Annotated in this window: 24 protein-coding genes and 1 pseudogene; 12 read left to right on the forward strand and 13 right to left on the reverse strand. The window is 74.5% G+C overall.

Annotated features, from left to right (window positions below; genetic code table 11):
* Positions 1–31: 31 nt before the first annotated feature.
* From ACIQOE_RS05200 to ACIQOE_RS05220, 5 genes are all read right to left on the reverse strand, one after another.
* The gene (locus ACIQOE_RS05200) at positions 32–547 is read right to left on the reverse strand and encodes a hypothetical protein (protein WP_365559889.1); all 516 of its coding nucleotides are present in this window, start codon (positions 545–547) and stop codon (positions 32–34) included.
* Positions 548–700: 153 nt separating this feature from the next.
* Entirely contained in the window at positions 701–1,201 is a 501-nt protein-coding gene (locus ACIQOE_RS05205) for a DUF5949 family protein (protein WP_362643293.1), read from the reverse strand.
* 128 nt (positions 1,202–1,329) lie between these two features.
* Positions 1,330–1,620, reverse strand: a complete 291-nt coding sequence (locus ACIQOE_RS05210) for a hypothetical protein (protein WP_351328136.1) — start codon at positions 1,618–1,620, stop codon at positions 1,330–1,332.
* A 165-nt stretch (positions 1,621–1,785) separates the two neighbouring features.
* The gene (locus ACIQOE_RS05215) at positions 1,786–2,496 is read right to left on the reverse strand and encodes a hypothetical protein (protein ID WP_399008092.1); all 711 of its coding nucleotides are present in this window, start codon (positions 2,494–2,496) and stop codon (positions 1,786–1,788) included.
* A gap of 286 nt (positions 2,497–2,782) precedes the next feature.
* Positions 2,783–3,022, reverse strand: a complete 240-nt coding sequence (locus ACIQOE_RS05220) for a chaplin (RefSeq protein WP_351328133.1) — start codon at positions 3,020–3,022, stop codon at positions 2,783–2,785.
* Between the two features lie 254 nt (positions 3,023–3,276).
* Between ACIQOE_RS05220 and ACIQOE_RS05225 the strand changes: the two genes are divergently transcribed.
* The 9 genes from ACIQOE_RS05225 to ACIQOE_RS05265 are packed head-to-tail and all read left to right on the forward strand — an operon-like array spanning position 3,277 to position 13,062.
* Positions 3,277–3,801, forward strand: coding sequence for a hypothetical protein (locus ACIQOE_RS05225; RefSeq protein WP_401409715.1), 525 nt, complete (start codon positions 3,277–3,279; stop codon positions 3,799–3,801).
* 58 nt (positions 3,802–3,859) lie between these two features.
* On the forward strand, positions 3,860–5,011 hold the full coding sequence (locus tag ACIQOE_RS05230) for a glycosyltransferase family 4 protein (RefSeq protein WP_365563831.1): 1,152 nt from the start codon (positions 3,860–3,862) through the stop codon (positions 5,009–5,011).
* Positions 5,008–6,429, forward strand: coding sequence for an exopolysaccharide biosynthesis polyprenyl glycosylphosphotransferase (locus ACIQOE_RS05235; protein ID WP_351328127.1), 1,422 nt, complete (start codon positions 5,008–5,010; stop codon positions 6,427–6,429). Before ACIQOE_RS05230 ends, ACIQOE_RS05235 begins: the two co-directional genes overlap by 4 nt.
* Positions 6,430–6,431: 2 nt before the next feature.
* The gene (locus ACIQOE_RS05240; protein ID WP_401409717.1) at positions 6,432–7,727 is read left to right on the forward strand and encodes an O-antigen ligase family protein; all 1,296 of its coding nucleotides are present in this window, start codon (positions 6,432–6,434) and stop codon (positions 7,725–7,727) included.
* Complete coding sequence (murJ, locus tag ACIQOE_RS05245) at positions 7,724–9,424, forward strand: murein biosynthesis integral membrane protein MurJ (RefSeq protein WP_401409719.1); 1,701 nt, start codon at positions 7,724–7,726, stop codon at positions 9,422–9,424. Before ACIQOE_RS05240 ends, murJ begins: the two co-directional genes overlap by 4 nt.
* Complete coding sequence (locus ACIQOE_RS05250) at positions 9,408–10,163, forward strand: polysaccharide deacetylase family protein (protein ID WP_401409721.1); 756 nt, start codon at positions 9,408–9,410, stop codon at positions 10,161–10,163. The genes murJ and ACIQOE_RS05250 overlap by 17 nt, the downstream gene beginning before the upstream one ends.
* Positions 10,164–11,303, forward strand: coding sequence for a glycosyltransferase (locus ACIQOE_RS05255; protein WP_365572198.1), 1,140 nt, complete (start codon positions 10,164–10,166; stop codon positions 11,301–11,303).
* Complete coding sequence (locus ACIQOE_RS05260; RefSeq protein ID WP_351939258.1) at positions 11,300–11,947, forward strand: lipopolysaccharide biosynthesis protein; 648 nt, start codon at positions 11,300–11,302, stop codon at positions 11,945–11,947. Before ACIQOE_RS05255 ends, ACIQOE_RS05260 begins: the two co-directional genes overlap by 4 nt.
* Positions 11,944–13,062 carry a GNAT family N-acetyltransferase gene (locus tag ACIQOE_RS05265; protein ID WP_401409724.1) on the forward strand — a complete coding sequence of 373 codons (1,119 nt, stop codon included), beginning with the start codon at positions 11,944–11,946 and terminating at the stop codon, positions 13,060–13,062. The genes ACIQOE_RS05260 and ACIQOE_RS05265 overlap by 4 nt, the downstream gene beginning before the upstream one ends.
* Here the strand turns inward: ACIQOE_RS05265 and ACIQOE_RS05270 are convergent.
* The gene (locus ACIQOE_RS05270) at positions 13,059–14,402 is read right to left on the reverse strand and encodes a glycosyl hydrolase (RefSeq protein ID WP_365563818.1); all 1,344 of its coding nucleotides are present in this window, start codon (positions 14,400–14,402) and stop codon (positions 13,059–13,061) included. The two genes, ACIQOE_RS05265 and ACIQOE_RS05270, sit on opposite strands and share 4 nt — an antisense overlap.
* Before the next feature lie 155 nt (positions 14,403–14,557).
* Here ACIQOE_RS05270 and ACIQOE_RS05275 point away from each other — a divergent pair.
* Positions 14,558–15,299, forward strand: a pseudogene (locus tag ACIQOE_RS05275) (hypothetical protein); the annotation flags it as partial.
* 100 nt (positions 15,300–15,399) lie between these two features.
* Here ACIQOE_RS05275 and ACIQOE_RS05280 read toward each other — a convergent pair.
* The 3 genes from ACIQOE_RS05280 to ACIQOE_RS05290 all read right to left on the reverse strand — a co-directional run bounded on the left by ACIQOE_RS05280 (position 15,400) and on the right by ACIQOE_RS05290 (position 17,149).
* Entirely contained in the window at positions 15,400–16,143 is a 744-nt protein-coding gene (locus ACIQOE_RS05280) for a chaplin (protein ID WP_401409726.1), read from the reverse strand.
* A 118-nt stretch (positions 16,144–16,261) separates the two neighbouring features.
* Positions 16,262–16,513, reverse strand: coding sequence for a chaplin (locus ACIQOE_RS05285; RefSeq protein WP_390632639.1), 252 nt, complete (start codon positions 16,511–16,513; stop codon positions 16,262–16,264).
* Positions 16,514–16,732: 219 nt separating this feature from the next.
* Entirely contained in the window at positions 16,733–17,149 is a 417-nt protein-coding gene (locus ACIQOE_RS05290) for a rodlin (RefSeq protein ID WP_351328113.1), read from the reverse strand.
* A gap of 270 nt (positions 17,150–17,419) precedes the next feature.
* On the opposite strand from ACIQOE_RS05290, the gene ACIQOE_RS05295 reads away from it, so the two are divergent.
* On the forward strand, positions 17,420–17,833 hold the full coding sequence (locus ACIQOE_RS05295; protein ID WP_351328112.1) for a rodlin: 414 nt from the start codon (positions 17,420–17,422) through the stop codon (positions 17,831–17,833).
* Positions 17,834–18,060: 227 nt separating this feature from the next.
* On the forward strand, positions 18,061–18,471 hold the full coding sequence (locus tag ACIQOE_RS05300; protein WP_351328111.1) for a rodlin: 411 nt from the start codon (positions 18,061–18,063) through the stop codon (positions 18,469–18,471).
* Between the two features lie 71 nt (positions 18,472–18,542).
* On the opposite strand, the gene ACIQOE_RS05305 is transcribed toward ACIQOE_RS05300, so the two are convergent.
* The 4 genes from ACIQOE_RS05305 to ACIQOE_RS05320 form a co-directional block, all read right to left on the reverse strand.
* The gene (locus ACIQOE_RS05305; protein ID WP_401409729.1) at positions 18,543–20,453 is read right to left on the reverse strand and encodes an AMP-dependent synthetase/ligase; all 1,911 of its coding nucleotides are present in this window, start codon (positions 20,451–20,453) and stop codon (positions 18,543–18,545) included.
* Between the two features lie 73 nt (positions 20,454–20,526).
* Positions 20,527–22,038: a von Willebrand factor type A domain-containing protein gene (locus ACIQOE_RS05310; protein ID WP_401409731.1), complete on the reverse strand. Its 1,512-nt coding sequence runs from the start codon at positions 22,036–22,038 to the stop codon at positions 20,527–20,529.
* 161 nt (positions 22,039–22,199) lie between these two features.
* Positions 22,200–23,054: an ABC transporter permease gene (locus ACIQOE_RS05315; RefSeq protein ID WP_351328106.1), complete on the reverse strand. Its 855-nt coding sequence runs from the start codon at positions 23,052–23,054 to the stop codon at positions 22,200–22,202.
* Positions 23,051–25,699 (reverse strand): CocE/NonD family hydrolase, encoded by a 2,649-nt coding sequence (locus ACIQOE_RS05320; RefSeq protein ID WP_401409733.1) that lies wholly within the window; start codon positions 25,697–25,699, stop codon positions 23,051–23,053. The genes ACIQOE_RS05315 and ACIQOE_RS05320 overlap by 4 nt, the downstream gene beginning before the upstream one ends.
* Positions 25,700–26,171 lie beyond the last annotated feature (472 nt).

Here is a 26,171-nt window from a genome sequence, read left to right on the forward strand (position 1 = left end):
ATCCGGCCGCACCGCCGGAGCGGGCGGCGGGTCACACGCCGGGGCCGGCGCCGAGGCCGCCGCCGACGACGGTCCGCAGGGCCGGGGCGAGCACGCCCGCGGCGGGCGGTCGGAGGGCCGGGAGGGCGGGGTGCATCGGGTCGGGCGCGGTGAGCGGGGCGGCCAGCGCGAGGCCCGGGGTGAGCGCGCGCAGCGGGGAGGCGGGCGTGCCGACGTCGATGTGGTCGTCGCCGTCGCCGGGGACGTGCGGCAGCGGTGCCCTGAGGCCGATGCCGGGCAGCCCGCCGTTCAGCGGGACCTGCGGCAGCGTCCGGTCCGGGAGGAGCCGGCCCTCGGTGAAGCGCGGCGCCTCGGGGGCGCCGGGGATCAGCAGCGGCAGCTCCATGCCGATCCTGGGCATCTCCATGGGGAGGACCTTCCCGGCGGCGTCCAGCGGGACGGGGACGGGCACCGTCGGGGTCGCGGCGGCGGGCGTGGCGGCGGCGCCCACGGCGACCGCGACGCCCGTGACGACGGCGGCGAGGGTCTTACGAGCGGTCGGCTTCATGGCGGGTACGGGCCCTTTCAGGAGGCGGGACGAGCGGGGTCCGTACCGGGTAACGAGCCGGAGAGCGGCACCAGTTCACAGATCGCCCGGGTGCCGTATTAGTCGGCTGTTCACTCATCGGCTGGTCCGCAGGTCCCACCGGCGGGCCGGGCGTCAGCCGCGCAGGCTGCGGGCGGGCAGCACGACGTGCGCGGCGGCCGTGAGGGTTTCGTCGGCTCCGGCGAAGTTCTTGAGCGCCTCGGCCTCGACGGGCTTGCCGGGCTCGCCCTCGGGCCACGGCCGGGTGGTGAACACCAGGTAGGCGTATCCGCGTTCGGCGACGGCCGCGAGCCACTCCTCGGGCGCGCGGCACTGGGCGTGCAGCGGGGCCAGGTTGAGGACGGCGGTACCGGACTCGACCAGCAGGGTGACCGGCAGGCTGGGCCGGGCGGTGCCGTCCACGAGGTCGCCGCCGACCGGCAGCCCGTTGTTCTCCAGCAGCGCCTCGACGGCGGCGGAGGTGGCCTGCGCGCCGCCCGCCGCGTCACCGAGGGAGTAGGCCAGCAGGTAGGCCATGTCGCTGCCGTCGGGGCCCTCGCCGCTCCAGGCCAGCACGGCGACCGTGCCGAGGTCGGCGGGGTGGAAGGGGCGGGTCTCGCTGGGGGTTGAGGTCACCGCGCGACCATATCGGCGGGTCGCGGGGCGCCCGGGGCCGCGCTCACCCGTTCGGCGGACGGCGGACGGCGCGGCCACACGAACGAGGGACGCCGGCACGGCGTCCCCCGAAGCGGTCCCGCCCGGTGTCAGCTCTGCAGCGGCAGACCGCCGAGCAGCGGGTTGTGCTGGTTGACGGCGCCGGTGGTCCGCTTGACCTTGTGGAGCACGGAGTGCTTGTTCTCGGTGTCGAGGGCGTCCGACTGGTGCTTCAGCGGCATCGCCTGGTCCAGGGTCAGCGGGCTCTTGGTGATCGTGTCGACCGCGCCGTTGAGGCTGGTGGGCGTCAGGTCGGCGTTGTTCGAGGCGAACGCGGGCGCGGCGAAGCCGGCGAGAGCCACGGAACCGGCGACGACAGCGGCAGCCTTCAGGGACTTCATCGTGTTCCTTTCTTCGGCGACTTTCGGCGGCGCGAGCCACGCAACGAAGCCACCAGGGGATTCTGACGCCGTGCCTAACGATGTCCCGGCGGGCCGGAAACCCCGTGCTCGGAAGACATATGAGATCCCCGAAGGACGCCTGTGCCGAAGCCGTCCGGGCGGGCGTCAGCCCGTGGGCACCGGCAGCGAAGGGGTGGACGGCAGGCTCGGCGCGGCGGGCAGGCTCGGCAGCCCCGGCAGGTCGGGCGCGGGCAGGCCGCCGCCGAGCAGGACCGCGGCGAGCAGGTTCACCAGGCCGGTCACGACGGCGGTGGCGGCCGGCGGCACCTGGGCGGGGTCACCGGAGGTGGCGGCCTTCAGGAGGGCGTCGACCGCGCTCTGCAGGGCCGTCAGCGCGTCACCGGTGAGGTCCTTGGCGGCGGGGGCGCCTCCGAGACCCTTGGCCTGGGCGGCGGCGGGCGCGGGGAACGCGGCCGGCACGGCGGGGGCCGACGGCAGGGCGGACGTCGACGGCAGCGCCGGGGTGCTCGGGGCCGCGGCGGCGGGAGGGGCCGCCGGGGCCGCGGCCGCCACCTGGGCGATGGCCGCCTTCGCGGCGTCGCCGAGCTGGGTGGCCTGATCGGGGGTCAGCTGGCCGTTGTCCGCGGCGAGCACGGTGTCGAGCAGGTCGGTGACCGGCTTGAGCACGGCTCCGAGGCCGCCCAGCGACTTGGCCTGGGCGAGCAGCGCGTCGGCACCGGGGACGGGCGCCTCGGACTTCGCGTCGCCGCGCCGGTGGGCCGGGCCGGCGGCGACGGCCGCCGGGCCGGTGATCCCGGCCAGGAGAAGGGCGCAGAGCGCGGTGGACGCGAGACGCCGTGCGGGCAGAGCACGCATGGATGTTCCTTTCGATGCGCATCGGATCGTGCTGCCCACCGTGAAATCACCCGTGCCGGGCTGCAACCGCTCGGCCGCCCGCCGTCACCGGCCGCCTTCCGCGCGGCTCGCGTCGTGCCTGATGAGGTGCCCTGGCGGGGCCGCCCCGTCAGGTCCGCCCGGACTCCGGCCGTTCGAGGGACACCGCCGGGCGGCGCGGGCACGCGTTCCGGGCCCGGACGCACGGACCGGCCGTCCGCCCGCGGGGTGCGCGGGCGGACGGCCGGCCGGGGGAAATGCCGCAGCGTCAGTCGTTGACGCAGGTGTTGCCGAAGGCCGGGTTCAGCAGGCCGATCACGTCGATGGTGTTGCCGCAGACGTTGACCGGAACGTGGACCGGAACCTGGATCACGTTGCCAGACAGCACGCCCGGGGAGTGGGCGGCGGCGCCGTTCGCGCCGCTGTCGGCGGCGGCCGCACCGGCGCCGCCGGCGACGGCCGCGACGGCGGCGGTGGACAGGACCAGGCCCTTCGCGATACGCGACATGGAAGTGCTCCTTGGAATCGAGATAAACATCCGGGCGGATGCCCAGCGCCGTGTCAACGCGCTGGACCGGCTCGGGTTGTGCCGCCGAACGAGTGATCTCCCGGAAGCCCTCCTTCACCAATCCGACACACATGCCCGGTTTCGGCTGATTAGTGCGGATAGCGATTACAGTTGCGAATCTCCCGACCTACCCGTATGGGCGGCACCTCGCACTCCTCCGCCTCCCCTCCCTTCCCGAAAGGGCGAAGCCGGTCATGCGCAATCTCCTGGGCCCGCCGCCGCGCCGCGTGTCGAAGAGCGCGCCCGCCCCGGCCGCGGTCCGGGCGGCCGGCGCCGGGCGGGCGCTCATCGCCGGATCCGGCGGCCGGTCCGGGGAACTCCGGGGCGGCTCCGGCTCACCCGACGGGACGACCGGTACAGGGCCGAACGGGCTACGCGGCCCGCGTGGCGCCCCCGGCCCGCTGGACCCGGTGCCCTACAACGGCGACCGGGGCGGCCCGGGTGACGCGCTCACGTGCTCCGTCGCCTGCCGTGCCCCCACCCCGCTCGCCGACACCGCCGGTCCGGCGGACGGCGTACTCAACTCCACGATCAACGACCCAGGCCCGGTACGCGCCCGGCGTGAGCCCGCGTACGCCAACACGCTCGGCCACGAACCGGATGTGTTCGATCTCGGTACCGCTCTCGGACAGGGCGGTGACCAGCCGACCTTCAGGCTCGTTTCCCAGCGCGATGCGGCGTGGGCGGGCGCGCTCTTCGCCGCCGTGGACGTGCAGTAGTGCGGCGCGTTCCCGCCCGCAGTCCCGAGCGCCCCCCGTGAGTTGAGGAATTCCGCGTATGCACCGATCAGCAACCGACCCTCGGCGACGGGTCCTGCACCTGGCGCAACCCGTCGAGGGCGGGGTGGCCAAAGTGGTCCTGGACCTGACGAAGGCCCAGCTCACGGCCGGTATGCGGGTCGCGGTGGCCTGTCCGGGCGGTGAACTGGCCGACGCCGCGCGCACGCTGGGCGCCGAGGTGCACGAGTGGCGGGCCGGCCGGTCCCCCGGCACGGATCTCCCGGACGAGGTACGACGGCTCGGCCGGCTGGTCGGCGCGGTGCGGCCGGAGCTGGTGCACGCGCACAGTGCCAAGGCGGGCCTGGCGGGCCGGTTGGCCCTGCGCGGCCGCGTCCCGACCCTGTTCCAGCCGCACGCCTGGTCCTTCGAGGCCGTCGGCGGGACCACGGCCGCGCTGGCGCTGCGCTGGGAACGGTGGGGGGCGCGCTGGGCGCACCGGGTGGTGTGCGTCAGCGAGGCGGAACGGGCGACCGGCGTGCGCGCCGGCATCCGCGCCCGGTACGCCGTCGTCCCCAACGGCATCGACACCGGCCGCTTCACCCCCGGTGTCCCGGACACCCCGGGCCGCTCAGGACCCGGCGAGCCGCTGGTCGTCTGTGTCGGCCGGCTGTGCCCGCAGAAGGGCCAGGACGTCCTGCTGCGGGCCTGGCCCGAGGTGCTGCGCCAAGTACCGCGCGCCCGGCTGGTGCTGGTCGGCGACGGACCGGACCACGAGGCGCTGCGCCGGCTCGCCCCGGAGTCCGTCGAGTTCGCCGGCGCCGTCTCCGACGTCCGCCCCTGGTACCGGGCCGCCGACCTGGTGGTGCTGCCGTCCCGCTGGGAGGGCATGGCACTGGCCCCGCTGGAGGCGATGGCCTGCGGCCGGCCGGTGCTCGTCACCGACGTCGACGGCGCCCGCGAGAGCCTGCCGCCCGGACACCGCGGGCCCTGCCTGGTCCCGCCGGGGCAGCCGGGCGCGCTGGCCGACGCCGTCGCCGGCCTGCTGCTCGACCCGGAGCTGCGCTCGGCGCTCGGCGCACGGGGGCGCCGGCACGTCCAGTCCACGCACGAGGTGCGGCGCACGGCGGAGGCGGTCGCGGAGCTGTACCGCGAACTCCTCGGCGAGCGCCCGCTCGTGTCCTCCGAGCGCAGGGAGTCCATCCACTCGTGACCGCGGAAAGCACCGTCCCCTCCCCCGGCCCGCAGCCACGGGAGCACGGACTCTCGCCCGTCTCGGTCCTGCCGGCCCGCACCGCGGGAGGCTTCCGGTTCCCGCTGGGCCGCCCGCCCGCGCGGACCGCCTCCCCGGTGCCGCTGCTGGCCGCCGACCTGTGCGCCGCGCTGCTCGGCGCCGTCGCCCTCGACGCGGCCGTGCGCCGGCCCGTCCTGGTCTGTCTGCTAATGTCCGGGGCGGTACTGCTGCGCCCGCAGCCGGGCGGCCGGGTCGCCGGGGTCCTGGACGAACTCCCGGCGGTCTGCGGCCGGATCGCCGTCGTCTGGCTGGGCCTGGCGGCCGCCGTCGCCGCCTGGGACCCGGACCGCGCGCTGCCCGCCCGCACCCTGCTGCTGGGCTGCGCGCTGCACGCGGCGGCGGCCTGCGCCGGGCGCGGCCTGGTGCACTGGCGCCGCCGCCTGACCCTGCTGCGCCGTCCGCGCGCCGCGCTGGTCATCGGCCCGGCCGCCACCGCCCAGCGGGTCGCCGCCGCCGTGCTGCGCCACCCCGCCTTCGGGGTACGGCCGGTCGGTGTCGTCGCCGAGCGGCCCGAGGGCGCCGGCGGCCTGCCGGTGCTGACCACCGGCGAGGAGGTCGAGCGGGCCCTCATCCAGAACGGGGTCCGGGCCGTCCTCACCGTGCATCCCGCCGTCCGCACCGAACAGGGCCCGCTGCTGCGGGCGCTGGCCGAGTCGGGCTGCGCGGTCTGGGAGGTCGACGCGGACTCCCCGGCGTACGAGATGCGCGACCAGCTCGCCGGGTTCTCCTGCCGCCGTCTGGAGATGCGCTCGCGGCGGCGCGGCAGCGTCGGCAAGCGGGTCCTCGACATCGTGGTGTCCGGGACCGCGCTGGTCCTGGTCAGTCCGCTGCTCCTGGTGTGCGCGGCGGTCCTGCGCCTGACCGACGGGCCCGGCGTGGTCTTCCGGCAGGAGCGCATCGGCCGCGGCGGTCGCCCGTTCACCCTGCTCAAGCTGCGCACCCACCGGCCGGTGGACGCGCACGAGGCCGCGACGCGCTGGAGCGTGGCCGGCGAACGCGAGATGAGCCCGTTCTGCCGCTTCCTGCGCCAGACCTCCCTGGACGAGCTGCTCCAGCTGTGGAACGTGCTCTGGGGCGACATGAGCCTGGTCGGCCCGCGTCCCGAACGGCCTTACTTCGTCGGCCAGTTCAGCCAGAGCCACCCGGGTTACGCGGCTCGCCACCGGATGCAGACCGGCATCACGGGACTCGCGCAGATCCACGGGCTGCGCGGCGACACCTCCATCGAGGACCGGGCCCGCTTCGACAACGCCTACATCGACAACTGGTCGCTGTGGCAGGACGTCTGCATCCTGCTGCGCACCGCGGCCGCGCTCGTGCGGTCGACGGGGAGCTGACGATGAGCTTCGCACTCTCCCCGGCCAGGACGCTGCGGCTGCCGCCGGTCCTCGCCGCGACCGCCGTGCTCGCGGTCCTCGCGCTGTCGCTCACCCCGGCCGGCGACGAGAGCGGGGCGGGACCCGCGGACGCGGTGTCCGCCCTGGTCGTGCTGTACGCGGCGGTACGGGCGGTACGGGAGCGGCACCGGCCGCTGTCGGTGACGGCCGCGGTGGTGCTGGGCATGCCGGTGCTGGGCCTCGCGCTCGCCGCGGCCGGCGCGGCCTCGCCGGGAGCCGCGCTGACCGGCCTCGGCCGCTACCTCCAGGTCTTCGTCCTGGTGCCCGCGGCCGTGCTGCTGCTGATCCGGGACCGTGCCGACTTCCGGCTGCTGGCCTGGTCGTTCGTCGGGCTCGCCGGATGGCAGGGCGCGGTCGGGGTGCACCAGTACCTCACCGGGACCGGGGCGTCGTACCAGGGCGAGGAGATCCGCGCGGTCGGCACGTTCGGACCGCAGGACGTGATGGGCATGGCGACCGTGGTGTCGTTCGGCCTCGTCTGCGCGCTGGGTCTGGCGCTGGGCCGCTCACCCGTGCGGCAGCGGATGGTCGCGGCCGGGTGCGCGCTCGGTCTGCTGCTGCCGCTGGCCGTGTCCTTCAGCCGCGGCGCCTGGATCGCGACCGTGCTCACCTGCGGTGTGCAGCTGGCGCTGGCCGGGCTGCGGCGGGCCCTGAAGGTGGCGGCGGTCGCGGTCGCCGCGGGCGTGGTGCTGGTCGGCGGCTTCGGCGTCGGTACGGCCATGCTCCAGGAGCGGCTCAGCAGCATCGGGCAGGTGACCGACGCGCCGGACCAGTCGGTGGTCGACCGCTACACGCTGTGGGCCGCGGCGACGGGCATGTGGCGCGAACACCCGGTCACCGGCGTCGGCCTGAAGAACTTCCCGGCCTACCGGGACGGACACGCCTCGCTGGCGCTGTCCTCCGGCAGCGACACCGAGGGCGCGGGCGCCGCGTACCGCAAGCAGCCGCTGCTGTCCCCGCACAACATGTACCTGCTGGTCCTCAGCGAGCAGGGACTGCTCGGCGCGCTGACGCTGGCGGGCAGCTGGCTGGCGCTGCTGGTGTGCGGGCTGCGCGGGTGGTGGCGGGCCCGCGGCGGGGCCGGCCTGGACTGCGCGCTGGTCGGGTGCGGACTGCTCGTCTGGCAGCTCGTGGACTTCGCGTACGCCGACATCGGAGGACCCTCCACCGTGCTGACGGCGGTGGTGTTCGGGGCGGTGGCCTGGTGGGCACTGACGGGGGCGGAGCGTTCGGCATGACGGTCACGCCTTCCAGGACCTCGGGCGTGCCCGGGTCACGTGCCGGCAGCGAACCGGTGGGCGCCGAGCGGACCCTGGCGGCGGAGCCACGGCCGCCGGAGCCCCGCGGCCCCGAGGCGGGCCCGTCCTCGCGCGGGGTGCTCGCCAAGGCCGCGCTCGTCACCGCCTCCCTCTCCGTCGTCGGCTCGTTCCTCGGGCTCGTCCGGGACCAGTCGCTGGCCCGGCTCTTCGGGGCCGGGCAGGACACCGACGCCTTCCTCGTCGCCTGGACGGTCCCCGAGTTCGCCGCGACCCTGCTCATCGAGGACGGGCTCGCGTTCGCGCTGATCCCCGCCTTCAGCCTGGCGCTGGCCCGGCGGGCGCAGGGCGCTCCCGGCGATCCCGTGCGGGCGCTGGTCGCCGGGACCCTGCCGCGGCTCGCCCTCGCCTTCGCGGCCGTCGGCGCCCTCCTCGTCGGAGGCGCCCCGCAGCTCGTCGAGGTGCTGGCGCCCGGCCTGGACGACCCCCGGCTCGCCGTCGACTGCACCCGGCTGACCGCCACCTGTGTGCTGACCTTCGGGCTGGCCGGGTACTGCAGCGCCGCGCTCCGCGCGCACCGGCGGTTCCTCGCGCCGGCCGCGATCTACGTCGCCTACAACGCCGGCATCGTCGCCGCGATGTTCGCCGTCGGCGGCCGCTGGGGCGTGCGGTCGGCGGCGCTCGGGGTGGCGGCCGGGGGCCTGCTGATGGTCGCCGTACAGGTTCCGTCGCTGCTCCGGCAGGTGCGGCGCCGGGCCGGGGAGACCGCGGCCGCGCCGGCCGCCGCGCCGGCCGCCGAGGCGCAGCCGCTGAACATCGCGCTGATGGCCACCGTGCTGCTGTTCGCGCTGTGCCGGCAGTCGCAGGTCCTGATCGAACGCTTTCTCGCCTCGCACCTGCACTCCGGGGCGATCTCGCACCTCAACTACGCGCAGAAGGTCGCGCAGATCCCGATGTCGATGTCGCTGATGCTGTGCACGGTCACCTTCCCGGTGGTGGCACGGGCGCTGGCCGAGGGCGACACCGAGCGGGCCCGGCGCCGGGTGGAGCGGGACCTGTCGGTGGCCGCGAGCGTCGTCCTGCTCGGCACCGCCGTGGTCGTCGCGTGTGCGCCGCAGCTCATCCATCTGCTGTTCCAGCGCGGCGCGTTCACCGCGGCGGACACCGCGGCCACCGCCGGGGTGATGCGGGTCTACGCGTTCGGGCTGCTCGGCCAGACCATGGTCGGGGTGCTGGTGCGCTCCTACTTCTCGGCGGGCCGCGCCACCTGGTACCCGGTCGGCGCCATGGTCGCCGGGATCGTCGTGACCTCGTGGATCGGCGCCATGACGGTGGGCCGGTACGGCGTCACCGGCATCGCCGCCGCCAACGCCGCCGGCATCACCCTCACCGCCGTCCTCCTGCTGTGCGGCATGGGCCCGCGCAGTGTTCCGATCCGTACCCGGCGGGTCGTGGCCGAGCTGAGCCGGCCGGTCCGGGCCGCGGTGATCGCCACGGTCGTCGGCACCTTCGTGGCGGCACGGCCCGCGGACCCGTTCGCGGGTCTGCTGGCCGGCGCCACGGCCGTGACCGTGGTCTTCGTCCTGCTCGGCTGGGCTCTGGACGCCCAGGGCTTCGCACCCGCACTCCGTTCCGTAGGCACCCTCACCAGAAGGCTCGCGCATGCCGTCTTCCATTGAGTCCGCCGAGAACGTCGGACACCTGACGGGCCCGGTCCCCTGGGTCGCCATGTACCACTCCGTGGGCGACTGTTCGGACGACCCCTACCGGGTCACCGTCACCCCCGACCGCCTGGCCGGACAGCTGAGCTGGCTGCGCCGGCACGGGCTGCGCGGGGTGTCGGTCGGTGAACTGCTCGCCGCCCGGGCCCGCGGCGACGGGCGCCGGCTGGTCGGGCTCACCTTCGACGACGGCTACGCCGACTTCCTCGACCACGCCCTGCCGCTGCTCGACCGCTGGGGCTGCGGCGCCACCCTGTTCGTGCTGCCGGGACGGCTCGGCAGCGACAACCGCTGGGACTCGCTCGGCCCGCGCAAGCCGCTGCTCACCGTCGACGGGGTCCGGCGGGCGGCGAAGGCCGGCGTGGAGATCGGCTCGCACGGACTCAACCACGTCGACCTGACGAAGGCCGACACGGAGACCCTGAGGTCGGAGACGGCCGACAGCCGGGCCGTTCTGGAGAGCCTGCTCCAGACCCCGGTGGAGGGCTTCTGCTACCCCTACGGCGCCGTCGACCACCGTGTCGTCGACGCGGTGCGGGACGCCGGGTACGGCTACGCCTGCGCCATCGACCCCGGCGACCTGAACGGCGTCCACACCCTGCCCCGGGTGCACGTCGGCCAGAACGACCGCGCCCTGCGGCTCTTCCTGAAGTACCGGCTGCACCGGCTGCGCCGCCGTCCCGTCAAGGGGCTGTGAATGAGGGCTCTGCACGTCATCACGGGCCTGGGGGTCGGCGGGGCCGAGCAGCAGCTGCGGCTGCTGCTGCGTCACCTCCCCGTCTCCTGCGACGTCGTCACGCTCACCAACCCGGGGCCGGTCGCGCGCGCCCTGGCCGCCGACGGGGTGCGGGTGATCGACCTCGGGATGGCCGGCAACCGTGACCTGGCGGCGCTGCCCCGCCTGGTCCGGGTCATCCGCCGGGGCCGCTACGACCTCGTCCACACCCATCTCTACCGGGCCTGCCTCTACGGCCGGATCGCCGCGCGGCTGGCGGGCGTGCGGGCCGTCGTCGCCACCGAGCACTCGCTCGGCGACACCCAGCTGGAGGGGCGCCGGCTGACCGCCGGGGTACGGGCGCTGTACCTCGCGGGCGAACGGCTCGGCCGCTCCACGGTCGCCGTCTCCCCCACCGTCGCCGAACGGCTGCGCGGGTGGGGCGTGCCGGGGCCGCGCATCGAGGTGGTCCCGAACGGCATCGACCTGGAGCGGTTCCGCTTCGACCCGGAGCGGCGCCGGCGCACCCGGGCCCGGCTCGGGATCCCGCAGGAAGCCTTCGTGGTGGGCGGCATCGGGCGGCTGGCGCCCGGCAAGCGGTTCGACGTCCTGATCGATGCCCTGGCCGAACTCCCGCGGGACTGCCGGCTGCTGCTGGTCGGCGGCGGCACGCAGGAGGAGGCCCTGCGCCGTGCCGCCGCGCGGGCCGGGGTCGCCGGCCGGGTGGTGTTCGCCGGTGAACGGCCCTACGTCAGCGACGACCCGGCCGAACCCGACCTGCCCGCTCTCACCTCGGCCATGGACGTGCTGGCCTCGCCCTGCGCCGAGGAGGCCTTCGGGCTCGCGGTGATCGAGGCGCTGGCCGCGGGGCTGCCCGTCCTCTACAGCTCCTGCCCGGCCGTCGAGGACCTGCCGCCCGCCGCCGCCCCGGCCGCCCGCCGGATCGAGGGCGGTGCCGGCGCCTGGGCCGCGGCGCTGGCCGCCGCCCGCGCCGCCGGGTCCGGTCCGCGCACCGCGCCGGAGGCCGCCCGCCACTACTGCATCACCCGCAGCGCCGCCCAGCTCATGGACGTCTACGCGGCCGCACTCGCCACCGTCCCTCAGGGAGTCAGCACGCCATGACCGAGAACACCAACAGGGCAGCCCGCCCGTTCGTCCGCGCCCGCGCGGTCCCGCCCTGGTCGCTGCTGGCGGCCGGGGTGGTGGCCGGCGGACTGCTGGGCGGTGCCTACGGCGTGCTCACGCCGGCCAGCTACACCGCGACCAGCTACGTCATCGCGGTCCCCACCGACAAGTCCGACACCGCCACCGCGCAGGGCTTCGCGCAGGCCTACGGCCGGGTCGCGACCCAGCTCGCGGTGCTCGGGGACGCCCAGGTGTGGGCCGGGGTACCGGTGGACACGCTGCGCAGGAACGTGCAGACGGAGACCTCGCCGGACGCGCCGATGGTCGCCGTGTCGGCCACCTCGCCGCACCCCATGCAGGCCGCCGACATGGCGAACGCGGTGGCCCGGTCGCTCACCCAGCACGCCAACGACACCAAGGGCGACACCCACGTCGAACTCCTCCAGTTCTCCCGGGCGCCGAAGCCGGCCGCGCCGACCTCGGCGTCCGCGAAGGTGACCGGCCTGGTGGGCGCGAGCGCGGGCGGCCTGCTGGCGGGTCTCACGCTGCTGGTGCGGCCCCGGCGCCGTACGGAGGAACCCGTCCCGCAGGCCTCCGTGCCGGGACCGACCGTCGCCGCCGACGTGCACGGTCAGCTGTGACGACGACGGCCCCCCCGACGCTCGCCGCGCACACCGCCGAACTCGTCACCGACGAGGGCGCCTTCGCGGAGCTGGCCCCGGCCTGGGAGCGCCTGTACCGGCGGTGCGGCACGGCCACCCCGTTCCAGAGCCACCCCTGGCTGCACTCCTGGTGGCGCTCCTACGGCGTGCCGGGCCGGCTGCGCCTGGTCCTGGTGCGGCACGGCGGTGACCTGGTCGGCGCGGCCCCGCTGATGCTGGCGAACCGGCCGCTGCCCACGCTGGTGCCGCTCGGCGGGGCGATCTCGGACTACACGGACGTCCTGCTCCCGGACGGCGACGACGGCCGGGCCGCGGGCGCCCTCACCCGGGAGCTGGCCCGAGCGGCACGGACGGCGCTGATCGACTTCCGCGAGGTGCGTCCGGGCGCCGCGGTGGAGCGGGTGTGGGAGCGCTGGCAGGGGCCGTGCCGCATGGTCGCCGACTCGATGTGCCTGGAACTGCCCGCCGTGGACATGGACGAGCTGGTGGCCCGGCTGTCCTCGAAGCAGGCCCAGCGGGTCCGCGCCAAGCTGCGCAAGCTGGACTCGCTCGGAGTGCGCAGGGACGTGGTGGCGCCCGGGGACGTGGACGGCGCGCTCGGCCGGCTCCTCGATCTGCACCGGCTCCAGTGGGAGGGCCGGAAGGTGACGACGGAACACCTCCAGCCGCGGTTCCGGGAGCATCTGGTGCGCTCGGTGGGGCCGATGGTGCGCTCCGGGAACGCGGTGGTCACCGAGTTCCGGCTGGACGGCGAGGTGGTCGCCGTGGATCTGACCCTGCTGTCGCCGAGCCTGGCCGGCGGCTACCTGTACGGGGTGCATCCGCGGTTGCGGGAGCGCAAGGCGGACGTGGCGGTGATGCTGCTGGATGCCTGTACCCAGCACACCGGGACCGGTGAGCGGGGTGCGCTGAGCCTGCTGCGCGGCGACGAGCCGTACAAGCACCACTGGCGGCCCCGGCCGGTCGCCAACCAGCGGCTGCTGCTCGCCCGGCGCCGCACCGCGCCGCTGCTGACGGCGGCGCTGTGCGACGCCGCCGCCAGGCAGCGGGTCAAGGAGGTGCGGCGCCGCCGGCTGGAGCGGCGGCAGGGCTAGGACGGCGTGTCCTGGTCCCGCGTGCGCGACCACCAGTCGAGGCGGACGCAGAGCTTCCCGCCCAGCCAGTACTCGATCCAGTCGCCCAGGTCCATGGGCGCGCAGCCGGCCGGGGGCGTGGTGCCTGCGGAGGGCGTGGCGGACGGCGTCGGATCCGGGCTCGGGGCCGCCGGGGTGGGCGTCGGGGTCGGGGTCGCGCCGTCGGTCCGGCCGGAGAGGGCCGTGCGGTAGATCCGCGACGAGCGCGGGTTGTCGGCGCACTGCCAGACACCGTGCGGGCAGTAGTCGGTCACCGTGTTGTACAGCGGTCGGTGCTCGTCCATCCAGGCGAGCATCCGCCGCATGTACTCGGCGTTGTCACCGTTGCGGAAGAGGCCCCATTCCGGGTAGGAGACGGGCTTTTGGTGGGCCTTCGCAAAATCGACGTGGTCCTGAAGTCCGTAGGGCTCCCGGACCTGTTCGTCGAAGGAGACACCGGCCGGCTGGTCGTAGGAATCCATGCCGACGATGTCGACCGTGTCGTCACCGGGATAGCACTGCGTCCACGGGACCGCGTCGCGTCCGCGGCTGGGCGTGAAGTCGAACCGGAATTTCTGGCCCGGCACCGCACGCATGGTGGCGACGATCCTTTTCCAGTATTTCCTCCAGGCCGCCGGATCGGGCCCGCAGCGATGGGTGTAGGTGGTGCCGTTCATCTCCCAGCCGAGCACGACGACCGTGTCCGGCACCTCCAGCTCCACCAGCCGCTCGGCCAGGGCCCGGAAGTGCCCGTCGAACTCCCCGGCGGCGCCCCGCGCCAGCAGCGTGCGGACCTCGGCGTCGGAGACGTGGTCCTCGTTGCGTTCCTGCATGGGCACGTTGAGGACGAGGGTCCGGTCGTCCTTCTCGCGCCGCCAGTGCGCCCAGACGTCCAGGAAGCCGGGCGCGCCCTCGATGTCGGACCAGCGGTTTCCGGGAAGATACGTGTGCGCGACCTTCAGCTCGGTGCCGCCGAGCCAGCCGCTCAGCTGTGCCATCCGGGCGACGCCCAGCGGCCCGGAGTCCAGGAAGGCGCCGAAGGCGGGCGGCGCCGAACCGGCCGGTGCGGGTGCGGGCGTGGCCGGCGCCGGGCTCGCGGCCGCCGGGCTCACCACGGCCGGCAGCGGAGCCGCGGACGCCGGGACGGAGGTCGTGGGCGTCGGAGCCGGCGTCGGGTCCGTGGCCAGTGCCACCTCCGCGCCCGCGGCGAATCCCGGACCGGTCGCCAGGGTCGCCGAGGCGACGACGACCGCCGCCACCGCGGCGACGACGGCCCGCCGGTGCGACCGGGACCTCGGCTGCCTTCGCTGCCGTGGAGCCATGCCTGCTCCTTTCTCCACCAGTTCTCGTCCGTTCTTCTCGACCGCTCGCAGATCCGCTGAGGAAGTACCAGTTACTGACACTCAGTCATATCAATATGAATTCCGCCAGTGCGGCTGAGGCTTTCGGGTGCGCCGAAGGTCCGCACGGGTGAACCGGCACAAAAGAAGCGGTCCGTGTCGTGAACGTCCATCTGGTCGCCGACTCCACCGGCAGCCCGGTCGGCAGGTCCCGTTTCGTACGGCAGCCGCATCCGCCGCCGGGTGCGTCCGCCGCGGCCGGGATCACGCACCCGCGCACCCTGGTCCCGGCCGGTTCCGGGCTGCGCAGCACGGTCGTGGTGCGGTCGGCGCGCGAGGCGCGGGAGCTGTTCCGGCGGACCGAGGAGGCGGGCAGCAGGCTGCTGTTGCAGGAGTTCCTGCCGCCGGGCCGGGACCGGGATCTTCCACGGTCACGCCGACCGCACCGGCCTGGTGCGCGCGGGCGGGCCGGGCCGCAAGCAGCGGTCCTGGCCGCGCGGGGCGGGCCTGACGGCGGTCGGCCTGTGGACGCCCAACCCGCGGGTCCAGGGGCCGGCCGGGCGGGCGTTCGTGGTGGAGAACTACGCGCCGCTGAGCGCGCTGCGGCCGGCGCCGCGCGGGCGCGAACTGGCCTGGAGCGCGCCGGACGACCGGGGTCCCGGTCCGGCGATGCGGTCGCTGCGGGGCCGGCACGTGGTGAGCCGGCTGCTCGGCCGGCTGCGCCCGGCCCGGACCCCGGTCCCGCGGGCGGCCCCCGTCGTGGTCCGCCAGGCCGGGCAGCCGGCCGACGAACGGTGTCCGGCCGCCCGGCACGAGGAGCTGACCGCGGTCTCCGGGACGTCCGACCGGGCCGACGACGAGAAGGCGAGCAGCCGCTGAGGTACGGCCTTTCGGCGGTGGGTGCGGGCCCGGACGCGGTGCGCGTCCGGCGGAAGGGGGCCGGATCCCGGATCGGACGTCCGGGATCCGGCGGCGGCTCCTAGGAGCGGCGGGACGCGGCCCGTCCGCGCCGGAACAGCAGCGTCCCGGCGGCGATCAGTGCGGCGCTGGCGGCCGAGGTCACGGCCATGGCCGTACGGTCGCTGCCGGTGTGCGGCAGGCTGGGCGGCGGGCTCTGGTGGTCGCCGGGCGGCGGAGTGGGAACCGGCGTGGAGGGCGTCGGGCTCGGCGGCGTCCAGGTCGGCGGAGGCGTCGGGCTCGGCGGCGGGGTCCGGGTGGGCGGCGGCGTGTGGCTCGGCGGAGGCGTCGGGCTCGGCGGGGGCGTGGTCTCCTCGCAGGGGGGCGGGGTCTCCTCGCCGTAGGCGGGCGGAGCGGTCGCGGGCGCGCCTTCGGCGCCGTATCCCGCGGCGCAGCCCGTGCTGCCGTAGGCCGGTCCGGCGTCGGACGAGTCGCCGTACGCCGAGTCGCCGTACGCCGAGTCGCCGTAGGAGGTGTCGTGCGCGCGCTCGCCGGTGGGCCTGCCGGTGGGCTCGGCGGAGGCCGACGTGTTCGCGCAGGAGTTGCCGAGGGCCGGGTTCAGGACGGCGGCCACGTCGACCGAGTTGCCGCACAGGTTGACCGGCACGTCGACCGGAGCCTGGACGACGTTGCCGGACACGACGCCCGGTGCACCGCTCGCGGACCCGGTCGCGTCCGTGTCGGCGAGCGCGGTGCCGGTGTACAGGGACAGAATGCCGGTCGCCGCGGCGGCCACGACCATTCCCCTGCCGAGGGTCTGTCGCAATCTAGTTGTCTCCCTGTTCAGAAGTGGAAAGGCCGGCCTCGGAACGCGGATACGAATGATCGACGGTCCGAGGCCGGCCATGACACAGCCGGACGGCTGGTGCGCTGCGCGGACGACGTCAGTCGTTGGCGCAGGCGTTGCCGAACGCGGGGTTCAGCAGCGCGATGACGTCGACGGTGTTGCCGCAGACGTTGACCGGGACGTGGACCGGAACCTGGATCACGTTGCCGGAGAGAACGCCCGGGGAAGCGACGGCCGCGCCCTCGGCACCCGAGTCCGCGAAGGCCGGGACGGCACCGGCCAGGGCCAGGATCGCACCGGCAGCGACAGCAGCGGTCTTCTTCATGAACTTTCCCTTCTCTGCGGTCATGCCCGTATGACGGCCGAAACCGAGCGAGCACAGCATGAACGGCTCGCATCATGACCGGCAGACTGTAGAACGAGAAATAGGCGGCGGAAGAAACTACGGAACGCGTGCCGTCGGGTAATTCACTCGAACGCCTTCCGGCGGAAATAGTCCGGGCACAGCGAAATCCGCCCGTTCGGCGTCCGAATGCACGCTGAACGGGCGGATTTCAGGAGGCCCGGGTCACTGGTTGGCGACGCCGTTGGCCGACAGGGCCGAGATGTCGTCCAGGACGTGCGACACCGGCTCGTCGCCCTTGGCCTGGGTGGAGTTCTCGGCGCACTGCTGGTTCTGCGGTGCCGACAGGACCGGCACGTCCTGGGCCACGCCGACGGCGGCGATGACGCCGAGGATCCCCTGGAGGTTCGCCTTCGCGGGCAGACCGACGCACAGCTTGTTGAGCGAGCCCTGCACCAGGGTGGCCTGCGGGCTCATCTTGCCCTTGGTCACCGAGTTGCCGAACTGCTCGGTGGCGCCGTTGCCACTGGCGGAGGAGGTGCCGTGGTCGTTGCCGGTGGCAAGCGCCTGGGGGGCTGCCGCCGCCGACACACCTACGACGGACGCGGCGACCGCCGCCGCGGCCATTGCCTTCTTCAGCATTTCGCTTTCCTTTCCTGGCTCCGTGCGCAAGACGCACGTTCCTGCCCCCGCATCAACCGTCCGCGCCGGGAATGGTTGCGGCGGCGGTGCGGCACGTCACCCGATCGGACCGGTCGGCGGCCCGGAAATCCCGTGCGGCACGGCGTCCCGCGGCGGTGCCGTGGGTTTCCGGCGTGTGGGCCATCGGAGTGAATCCGAGCAACCAAACGGCTCGCGGGAAGTTGACCAGTGGGCTCCGGTGGACGGGGTTTTTCCTGAAGGGAATCGCAAGTGATCAAGAAGGTTCTGGCCGTCGCCGCCGTCGCCGCCTCCGCGGCCGGTGCCACCGCCGTCGCCGCCTCGCCGGCCCTGGCCACCGGCAACGACCACGGCACCACCTCGTTCAGTGGCAACGGCGCCTCCCAGGCGTTCGGCAACTCCGCCACGTACGGCAACATGAGCCCGCAGCTGGCGCTGATCCAGGGCTCCTTCAACAAGCCCTGCATCGGCCTCCCGGCGAAGCTGAACGCGCAGGGCCTGGTCGGTCTGGCCGCCGTCGGCGTCCTCCAGGACGTGCCGATCCTCTCCGCGCCGCAGAACCAGCAGTGCGTCGAGAACTCCACCCAGGCCAAGGGCGACGAGCCGCTGTCGCACATCCTGGACGACATCTCGGCGCTGTCCGCGAACGGCACCGGCAACAAGTAGTCCGCACGCGTTCCGGCCCCCGCGAGGGGGCTCCAGGCCGGCGGGGAGCCATTTCGGCTCCCCGCCGGCCTGCGTCGTTCTCCGGGGCGCGCGTGGCGGCGGGGCGCTCTTCGCCTAATCGGACTGCGCTGCTCCGAAGGGGGCACAGCACGCAACCCCGGTGGGGTTCCGGCCGTTGATGATCACGCAGCTCCTCCCCGGAGTCCGCCTTTCGAAAGGGATCGAACATGAAGAAGCTGTGGGCAACCGCGGCCGTCGCCGCCACCGTCGCCGGTTTCGCCGCCACGGCGGCCCCGCAGGCCCTGGCCACCGGCAATGACAACGGCACCTCCTCGGCCAGCGGCAACATGGCCAAGTCGGAGTTCGGCAACTCGGCCACGTTCGGCGACCAGAGCCCGCAGCTCTCGCTGGTCCAGGGCTCGCTCAACAAGCCGTGCGTCGGCCTGCCGGTCAAGGCGAACCTTCAGGGCCTGGTCGGCGCCGCTGCCGTCGGCGTGCTCCAGGACGTCCCGGTCCTGTCCGCGCCGCAGAACCAGCAGTGCACCGAGAACTCCACCCAGGCCAAGGGCGACGAGCCGCTGTCGCACATCCTGGACGACATCTCGGCCCTGTCGGCGAACGGCACCGGCAACCAGTAGTCGAGCGGTTCCGCGGGCGGCGGGCCACCGGTTCTCCCGGTGGCCCGCCGCCTTTTTCCGTGCCCCGCGGCTCATGTCCGGTACAGCGCCTCGATCTCCGCGGCGTAGCGGGCGGCGACCGCGTGCCGCTTGACCTTGAGGGACGGGGTGAGCAGGCCGTCGTCCTCGGTGAAGTCGCCCTCGACCAGGGCGAAGGCACGGATCGACTCGGCGCGGGAGACGGCCGCGTTGGCGTGGTCGACCGCCTTCTGCACCTCGGCCCGCAGCCGCGCGTCGCGCACCAGAGCGGCGAGCGGGGTGTCCGGCGGCAGCTTCCGTACGGACAGCCAGTGGGCGAGGGCCTCGGGGTCCAGGGTGATCAGCGCGGCGACGAAGGGCCGGTTGTCGCCGACCACCAGGCACTGCCCGACGGGCGCGCGGCTGCGCAGCCGGTCCTCCAGGACGGCCGGGGAGACGTTCTTGCCGCCGGAGGTGACCAGGAGGTCCTTCTTGCGGCCGGTGATGGTGAGGTAGCCGTCCGCGTCGAGCGCGCCGAGGTCACCGGTCGCGAACCAGCCGTCGTCGGCGAGCACGTCGGCGGTGGCGGCCGGGTTGTTCCAGTACGACCCGAAGACCACCGGCCCCTTGACCAGGACCTCGCCGTCGTCGGCGATCCGGACGGCGGTTCCCGGGACGGGCAGGCCGACCGTGCCGGGGCGGGGCGCCAGTGGCGGCACGATCGTGGCGGCGGCGCTGGTCTCGGTCAGGCCGTAGCCCTCGTAGACGACGATCCCGGCCGCCTGGAAGAACAGGGTGAGGTCGCGGTCGAGCGGGGAGCCGCCGCTGACGGCGTACCGCATCCGGCCGCCGAGTTCCCTGCGGATACGGCGGTAGACCAGCAGGTCGTACAGGGCCCGTGCGGCGTACAGGCCGGGTCCCGGGCCCCTTCCGGTGCCGAGGGACCTGTTCAGGTGGGCCTCGGCGAAGCGCACGGCGATCCGTTTTGCCCGGTCGAAGGAGGCGGCCCGGCCGATCCGCTCGGCCGTCGCCCGCCCGGTGTCGTGGATCTTCTCGAAGAGGTAGGGCACCCCGACCAGGAACGTCGGCCGGAACTCCCTGAGGGCGGGCCGCAGTTCGGCCGGCTTCACGCTCGGGAAGTGGCCCATCTCGATCCGGCCCATCAGGCAGGCGATCTGCAGCGCGCGGCCCAGGATGTGGGCGAGCGGGAGGAACAGCAGGGTGGCCGCGGCCTGCCCGGTGGCCGCCCGGAAGACCGGGTACAGCAGCTCGACCGTGTTGGCGGCCTCGGCGTGCAGGTTGGCGTGGGTCAGGACGCAGCCCTTGGGCCGGCCGGTGGTCCCGGAGGTGTAGCAGAGCGTGGCGACCGACGCGGGGCCGAGGGTGCCGCGGCGCCCGGCGACCTCCTCGTCGGTGATGTCCGCGCCCAGCGCGGTGAGTTCGGCGAGCGCGCCCGCGTCGAGTTCCCAGATCCGCGGCGGCCCGGGATCCCCGGCGGTGCCGGCGGCGACGGTCGCGGTGTTCTCCGGGGTCTCGGTGACGACGTGCCGGGCGCCGGAGTCCCGGACGATCCACTCCACCTGTTCGGCGGAGGAGGTGGGGTAGACCGGGACGCTCACGCCGCCCGCCGACCAGACGGCGAAGTCGAGGACGGTCCACTCGTAGCGGGTGCGGGACATCAGGGCGACCCGGCCGCCGGGTTCCAGGCCGGCGGCGATCAGGCCCTTGGCCACGGCGGTCACCTCGGCGGCGAAGGCCGCGGCGGTGACCGGGCCGTCCGCGCGCCGCAGAGCCGTGGCGCCGGGCTCCTCGGCCGCGTTGGCGTACGGGAGGTCGGCGAGGGAGCCGGTGGCCAGGGGTGCGGCGAGGGGTTCCCGGCGCACCTCCCGTACGGCGCCGTCGGCGTCCCTGACGACGTCGACCCGGCCGCGGGCGGCCAGGTCGGTGCGCCGGCGTGCTCGTCTGAGGTCGCTGCGTACGCCCATGGGGCGTCAACTTACTCAGAAGTAAGGACACGTCAACGGATCGGACGGTTCTGGGCGCCCCGTGGCGGGCGGTTCAGTCCGCGGCGCCGGAGAGTCCCGCCTCCCGGACGGCCGTGGCCAGATCGGACACGTCCCGGTCCTCCGTCGTCCTGGCCAGCGCCGACGCCCGGGACCGCAGGCTCGCGAGGCTCGGTGCTCCCGGGATGTCGTACGCGCCGTCCGCCAGCGCGTCGGCGAAGTAGGCCGCCACCGCCGTCACCTGGAAGCGCGGGGAGGCCGACCGGATGTCGTCGTGCAGGGCGGCGGTCTCCATGGCGCCCGTGTTCTCGTGCGGGTCCCGGGTCCCGGGGTCGAGCCAGCGGACCGTGGCGGTCGCCAGGTGGCCTTCGGCGCCCGGCCGGGTGCGGACGGCGTACAGGGCCGTCACCGTGTGGCCCGGCCCCACCTCGCCGCCGTCCACCCGGTCGTCGCGGAAGTCCTCGTCGGCCACCGCGCGGTCCTGGTAGCCGATCAGGCGGAAGTCGGCGACCGTGTGCGGGTCGAAGGCCACCTGGGCCTTGGCGTCGCGGGCCACCAGGTCGATGTTCTCGGGGAGTTGCTCGCAGAAGACCCGGTCGGCGGTCGCGGTGTCGGAGACGTACGTGGTGTGGCCGTCGCCGTGGTCGGCGAGGCGTTCCATGAGCGCGTCGCCGTAGTCGCTGCCCACGCCGACGCCGAACAGCGTGATGCCGTACTCGCGCCGGTCGCCCGCGATCCGTTCGAGCAGTGCGTCGGGGTCGGTCTCGCCGTCGTTGGCGAGGGCGTCGGAGATCAGCACGACACGGTTGGTGGCGCCGTGGCGCAGGCCGCGGACGGCGGTGGCGTAGCCGGTCTCCAGGCCTTCGCCGAGGTTGGTGGAGTAGAGGGCGGAGAGGCGGTCGACGGCGCGGTGGACGGTGCCGCGGTGACCGGCCAGGCGGGTCATCGGCAGGACCGTCTCGGCGTGTTCGCTGAAGGTGACGAGGGCGACCGAGTCGTCGTCGCGCAGCCGCTCGGTCATCGTGTCCAGGGACTTCTTGGCGAGGTCCAGGCGGCCCGGCTCGTCCATGGAGCCGGAGACGTCGATGACGAAGGTGAGGGCCGCGGGCGGGCGTTCCGCGGTGGCGCCGGCCGTTCGGGTGGCGAGGCCCACCCGGACCAGCGACCAGTCGGGTTCGCTGGTGTGGGCGCCGTCCACGGTGACCGTGAAGCCGTCTCCCTCGGGCCTCGGGTAGTCCTGGCGGAAGCTGTTGACGAACTCCTCGGCGCGCACGGTCGAGGGGTCGGGCCGCGCGCCGTCGGCGAGGGTGCGGCGGGCGTAGCCGTAGGACGCGGTGTCCACGTCCAGGGCGAAGGTGGAGAGGCGGTCGGAGGACGGGGCGGTCGCCGAGTCCTCGTGCTGCGGCCGGTCCGGCGCCGGGGCGGGGAGGCCGATGCCGCGTTTGGAGTCGGTGGAGGAGTGCGCGCCGTCGTCCGCCGCGCAGGCGGTCAGCAGCAGCGCGCCCGCGGTGGTCAGGGCGAGCAGCGCCCCCGCGCCGCGCCGCCGTATCCGGTGTCGGTCCGTCATGTGTGCCCCCTGTGCCGGTCCAAGTCGCCTTGCTGGCCTTGTGGCTTGCGTCGACTGTGACGGCGCAGGGGGGCGGAACGTGCGGCACGGAGCGTTGCGGATGGATTGCGAACCGGCCACGGACCAGGGGTTTCGTGGCCGGAGGGAGATCGTCCGGTGACCTAGGAGACCACGTCCTTGCGGGCGAAACCCCGGAAGGCCAGGGCGAACAGGACCAGGGCGTACGTCACGGAGATCGCGGTGCCCTGGATCATGCCGGACCACTCGGGGTGCGGCTGTACGGCGTCCGCCCAGGCGTACTGCCAGTGCGCGGGCAGGAAGTCGCGCCAGTCGCCGAGCGCCGTCACCTGGTCGAGGACGTTGCCGACGATGGTCAGGCCGACCGCGCCGCCGACCGCGCCGAGCGGGGCGTCCGTCCGGGTGGAGAGCCAGAACGCGAGTCCCGCGGTGACCAGTTGGGACAGGAAGACGTAGGCCACCACGATCGCGAGGCGCTGTGCCGCGGTGCCGGTGCCGAGTTCGCCGCCGGTCGGGATCTGCAGCGGGCCCCACCCGTAGGCGGCGGTGCCGACGGCCAGCGCGACCAGCGGCAGCACGATCATCGCGGCCAGGCTCAGGCCGAGGGCGACGACCAGCTTGGACCACAGCAGCCGGGCCCGGGGCACCGGCGCGGCGAGCAGGTAGCGCAGGGACGACCAGCCGGCCTCCGAGGCCACCGTGTCCCCGCAGAACAGGGCGACCGGGATGACCAGCAGGAATCCCGCCGACACGAACAGGTTGACGGCGGCGAAGTTGGCGCCGGAGGCGGTGGCGGTGTCCAGCAGAGTGACCTGGCCGTTGCGCCCGTCCGGCCGGCCGCCGACCGCGAACGCGATCAGCAGCACGAACGGCAGCGCGGCCAGGATCGCGCCCATCACCAGCGTGCGGCGGCGCTTGAGCTGGCGGACCAGCTCGACGCGCAGCGGCAGGGTGCGGCCCGCCTGATAGCCGGAGGCGACCTCGGTGAGCGTGCTCATGCGGAACCTCCGATCAGGGTGAGGAAGGCGTCCTCCAGGCGGCGGTGGGGGCCCACCGACGCCACCGGCACGTCGAGCCGGACGAGTTCGGCGACCAGGCGCGGCGCGCTGCCGCCGGGCTCCATGCGGACCAGGAGTCCGTCGTCCGCGCGGGTGACCGAGGCGACGCCGGGCAGCGCGGCCACCTTCTCCACCACCGGTTCCTCCACGGGCACGCCGGTACCGACGAGCAGGGTGTCGCCGGAGCCGACGATCTCCGCGACCGGACCGGCCTGGATCAGCCGGCCGCGGTCCATCACCACGAGGTGGGTGCAGGACTGCTCGACCTCGGCGAGGAGATGGCTGGAGACGATGACCGTGCGGCCCGCGGCGGCGTAGCGGATCATCACCTCGCGCATCTCGCGGATCTGCGGCGGGTCGAGGCCGTTGGTCGGTTCGTCGAGGATGAGCAGGTCCGGCAGGCCGAGCATGGCCTGCGCGATGGCGAGGCGCTGGCGCATGCCCTGCGAGTAGGTGCGGACCGCGCGGGCCAGGGCGTCGCCGAGGCCCGCGATCTCCAGGGCCTCCTCCAGGTGGGCGTCGGAGGCCGGGCGGCCGGTGGCCCGCCAGTACAGCGCCAGGTTCTCGCGGCCGGTCAGGTGCGGCAGGAATCCTGCGCCCTCCACGAAGGCACCGACCCGGGAGAGGACCGGGGCGCCGGGGCGGACGGCGTGGCCGAAGACCCGGATCTCGCCGTCGTCCGGTGTGATCAGGCCCATCAGCATGCGCAGGGTGGTGGTCTTGCCTGCGCCGTTCGGGCCGAGCAGGCCGAGGACCTGGCCCTTCTCGACGCGGAAGGACAGCTCGCGGACCGCGTACCGGTCGGTGGAGCCGGCGTAGCGCTTGCTCAGGCCGGTGATCTGCAGCGGGACTCCGGCGAGCGCGGGGTCCGGTGCCGGGACGGCGGTGCGGCGGCGGCCGGTGAGCAGCAGGACCAGGGCGGCGAGCGCGCCGGCCGGCGGCAGCCACCACACCCAGCCGGGCAGGGCGGCGGCGGCCGTGTCGACGCCGGGCGCGGTCGGTACGGTGAGGGCGCCCTTGAGGGAGACGGTGTAGACCGCCGGGGCGGCCGGGGAGGCGTAGCCGAGGTCGGTGGAGGCGAGGACCAGGCTCAGGCGGTGGCCCTTCTGCACCTCGTGGTCGACGGCCGGGAGGGTGATCGTGACGTCCTTGCCCTGCTTCGCTCCCTCGACGCGGACCGGGGTGACCAGTTGGGCGGGCAGCACCTTGCGGGTGCCGCCGGGGCCGACGTCGTACACCTTGCCGAAGAGCACGGCGTCGTCGCTCGTCGAGGTGACGTGGACGGTGGCCGTGGGTGAGCCGGTGATCTGCACGGTGTCGGCGACCGGTGCCGAGTCGAAGTGGGCGTACTGGCCGGGGAAGTCCAGGGAGACGCCGAGTCCGAGGGAGGAGAGCTGGGATAGACCGCCGGCGGCGCCGAGGCCGGGCAGTGCGGAGACGGCGGGCGGGGTGGCGCCCGCGGGGTTCTCGACGCGCTGCGTGCCGCCGGTCAGGGGGATGGACTTCGGGTCGTCCGCGAGGCCGGGGTAGGTGTCCGAGGTGGCGCCGCGCAGCCGGGCGGTGCCGTCGGTGGAGTCGACGCCTCCGGTGCGGGTGATCCGGAAGGCGGGTCCGGTGCCGGTGGCCCGGTCGCCCTTCAGGTAGTGGTCGAACCAGGAGGTGATGCGCCCCTCGACGCGGCCGGTCTCCAGGTCGCCGCCGTCGTGTCCGCCGGCGATCCAGTCGACGTCGACGGGGGCGCCGTTGGCCCGGATGGCCTTCGCGGCGGCGTCGGACTGGGCGAGGGTGAAGAGGGAGTCGGTCTGGCCCTGGAAGAGGAGGGTGGGGACCTTGATGCGGCTGCCGACCGCCGAGGGCGAACGTTCCTCCAGAAGCTTGACGGCGGCCGCGTCCGGGCGGCCCGTCTCGGCGACCCGGTCGTACATCGCGCACAGGTCGGGTTCGAACCGGGCGCAGCCGCCGCCGGTGTTGAAGAAGATCCCGGCCCACAGCTTCTTGAAGACGCCGTTCGGGAACAGGGCGTCGGCGAGGTTCCAGTAGGTGATCGACGGGGCGATGGCGTCGACGCGCCGGTCGTGGCCCGCGGCGAGCAGGGAGATCGCGCCGCCGTAGGAGCCGCCGGCGATGCCGACGCGGGGGTCGCCGGGCCCGTCGAGGCGGACCTGGGGCTGTGCGGCCAGCCAGTCCAGGAGCCGGGAGACGTCGGCGACCTCGCCCTTCGGGTCGTTCAGGCCGATCCGGCCGGTCGACCTGCCGAAGCCGCGGGCGGACCAGGTGAGGACCGCGTAGCCGTGGCGGGCGAGGTCCTCCGCCTCCTCGCGGGTGTCGTCCTTGGACCCGCCGAAGCCGTGCGCGAGCAGGACGGCGGGGCGGCGGCCGGTGCCGGGGGTGGTGAAGAACGAGGTGTCCAGCCGTACTCCGTCGACGGCCATGACCTTGTCGGACCGGTGCACCGGGGACGGGTCGTCGGAGGCGACGGCCGTCCACGTTCCGGCACCGACGAGCACGACGACGGCGGCCGCGGCGGACAGAAGCCGTCGCGGCCGCCGGAGCAGGGCTCGTAGGCCGGGGGGTCGAAGATCCATGCCTTCAACGGTACGGGGCCGGGCCGGTATGCGATGCCGACGCTGGGGTGAACCCCTGGCCATCCCCGAGGAGTACGGGGGTGGCGTCGCGTACTTCGGGTGCGGTACGCGGGGCCCCTCGAAGGCCGGGTCCGTACGGGCGGTTGCGCGCCGTTGTGGCTGGTCGCGCAGTTCCCCGCGCCCCTGGGGTCGGCCGCCGGGACCGGCGCCGGTGCGGCGCCCTCCGGGATCGGAGCGAAGGGCCGTACGGGCGGTTGCGCGCCGTCGTGGCTGGTCGCGCAGTTCCCCGCGCCCCTGGGGTCGGTTGCCGGGACCGGCGCCGGTGCGGCGCCCTCCGGGATCGGAGCGAAGGGCCGTACGGGCGGTTGCGCGCCGTTGTGGCTGGTCGCGCAGTTCCCCGCGCCCCTGGGGTCGGTTGCCGGGACCGGCGCCGGTGCGGCGCCCTCCGGGATCGGAGCGAAGGGCCGTACGG

The sequence above is a fragment of the Streptomyces sp. NPDC091282 genome (assembly GCF_044757385.1).
Taxonomy (GTDB): Bacteria; Actinomycetota; Actinomycetes; order Streptomycetales; family Streptomycetaceae; genus Streptomyces; species Streptomyces gramineus.

Coding starts and splice junctions, on each gene's coding strand:
- ACIQOE_RS05270 (WP_365563818.1), bottom strand. CDS start 14,402: ATGGCTCCACGGCAGCGAAGGCAGCCGAGGTCCCGGTCGCACCGGCGG.
- ACIQOE_RS05240 (WP_401409717.1), top strand. CDS start 6,432: ATGAGCTTCGCACTCTCCCCGGCCAGGACGCTGCGGCTGCCGCCGGTC.
- ACIQOE_RS05250 (WP_401409721.1), top strand. CDS start 9,408: ATGCCGTCTTCCATTGAGTCCGCCGAGAACGTCGGACACCTGACGGGC.
- ACIQOE_RS05320 (WP_401409733.1), bottom strand. CDS start 25,699: ATGGATCTTCGACCCCCCGGCCTACGAGCCCTGCTCCGGCGGCCGCGA.
- ACIQOE_RS05220 (WP_351328133.1), bottom strand. CDS start 3,022: ATGTCGCGTATCGCGAAGGGCCTGGTCCTGTCCACCGCCGCCGTCGCG.
- ACIQOE_RS05305 (WP_401409729.1), bottom strand. CDS start 20,453: ATGGGCGTACGCAGCGACCTCAGACGAGCACGCCGGCGCACCGACCTG.
- ACIQOE_RS05210 (WP_351328136.1), bottom strand. CDS start 1,620: ATGAAGTCCCTGAAGGCTGCCGCTGTCGTCGCCGGTTCCGTGGCTCTC.
- ACIQOE_RS05255 (WP_365572198.1), top strand. CDS start 10,164: ATGAGGGCTCTGCACGTCATCACGGGCCTGGGGGTCGGCGGGGCCGAG.
- ACIQOE_RS05285 (WP_390632639.1), bottom strand. CDS start 16,513: ATGACCGCAGAGAAGGGAAAGTTCATGAAGAAGACCGCTGCTGTCGCT.
- ACIQOE_RS05215 (WP_399008092.1), bottom strand. CDS start 2,496: ATGCGTGCTCTGCCCGCACGGCGTCTCGCGTCCACCGCGCTCTGCGCC.
- ACIQOE_RS05200 (WP_365559889.1), bottom strand. CDS start 547: ATGAAGCCGACCGCTCGTAAGACCCTCGCCGCCGTCGTCACGGGCGTC.
- ACIQOE_RS05315 (WP_351328106.1), bottom strand. CDS start 23,054: ATGAGCACGCTCACCGAGGTCGCCTCCGGCTATCAGGCGGGCCGCACC.
- ACIQOE_RS05230 (WP_365563831.1), top strand. CDS start 3,860: ATGCACCGATCAGCAACCGACCCTCGGCGACGGGTCCTGCACCTGGCG.
- ACIQOE_RS05300 (WP_351328111.1), top strand. CDS start 18,061: ATGAAGAAGCTGTGGGCAACCGCGGCCGTCGCCGCCACCGTCGCCGGT.
- ACIQOE_RS05310 (WP_401409731.1), bottom strand. CDS start 22,038: ATGACGGACCGACACCGGATACGGCGGCGCGGCGCGGGGGCGCTGCTC.
- ACIQOE_RS05225 (WP_401409715.1), top strand. CDS start 3,277: ATGCGCAATCTCCTGGGCCCGCCGCCGCGCCGCGTGTCGAAGAGCGCG.
- murJ (WP_401409719.1), top strand. CDS start 7,724: ATGACGGTCACGCCTTCCAGGACCTCGGGCGTGCCCGGGTCACGTGCC.
- ACIQOE_RS05260 (WP_351939258.1), top strand. CDS start 11,300: ATGACCGAGAACACCAACAGGGCAGCCCGCCCGTTCGTCCGCGCCCGC.
- ACIQOE_RS05290 (WP_351328113.1), bottom strand. CDS start 17,149: ATGCTGAAGAAGGCAATGGCCGCGGCGGCGGTCGCCGCGTCCGTCGTA.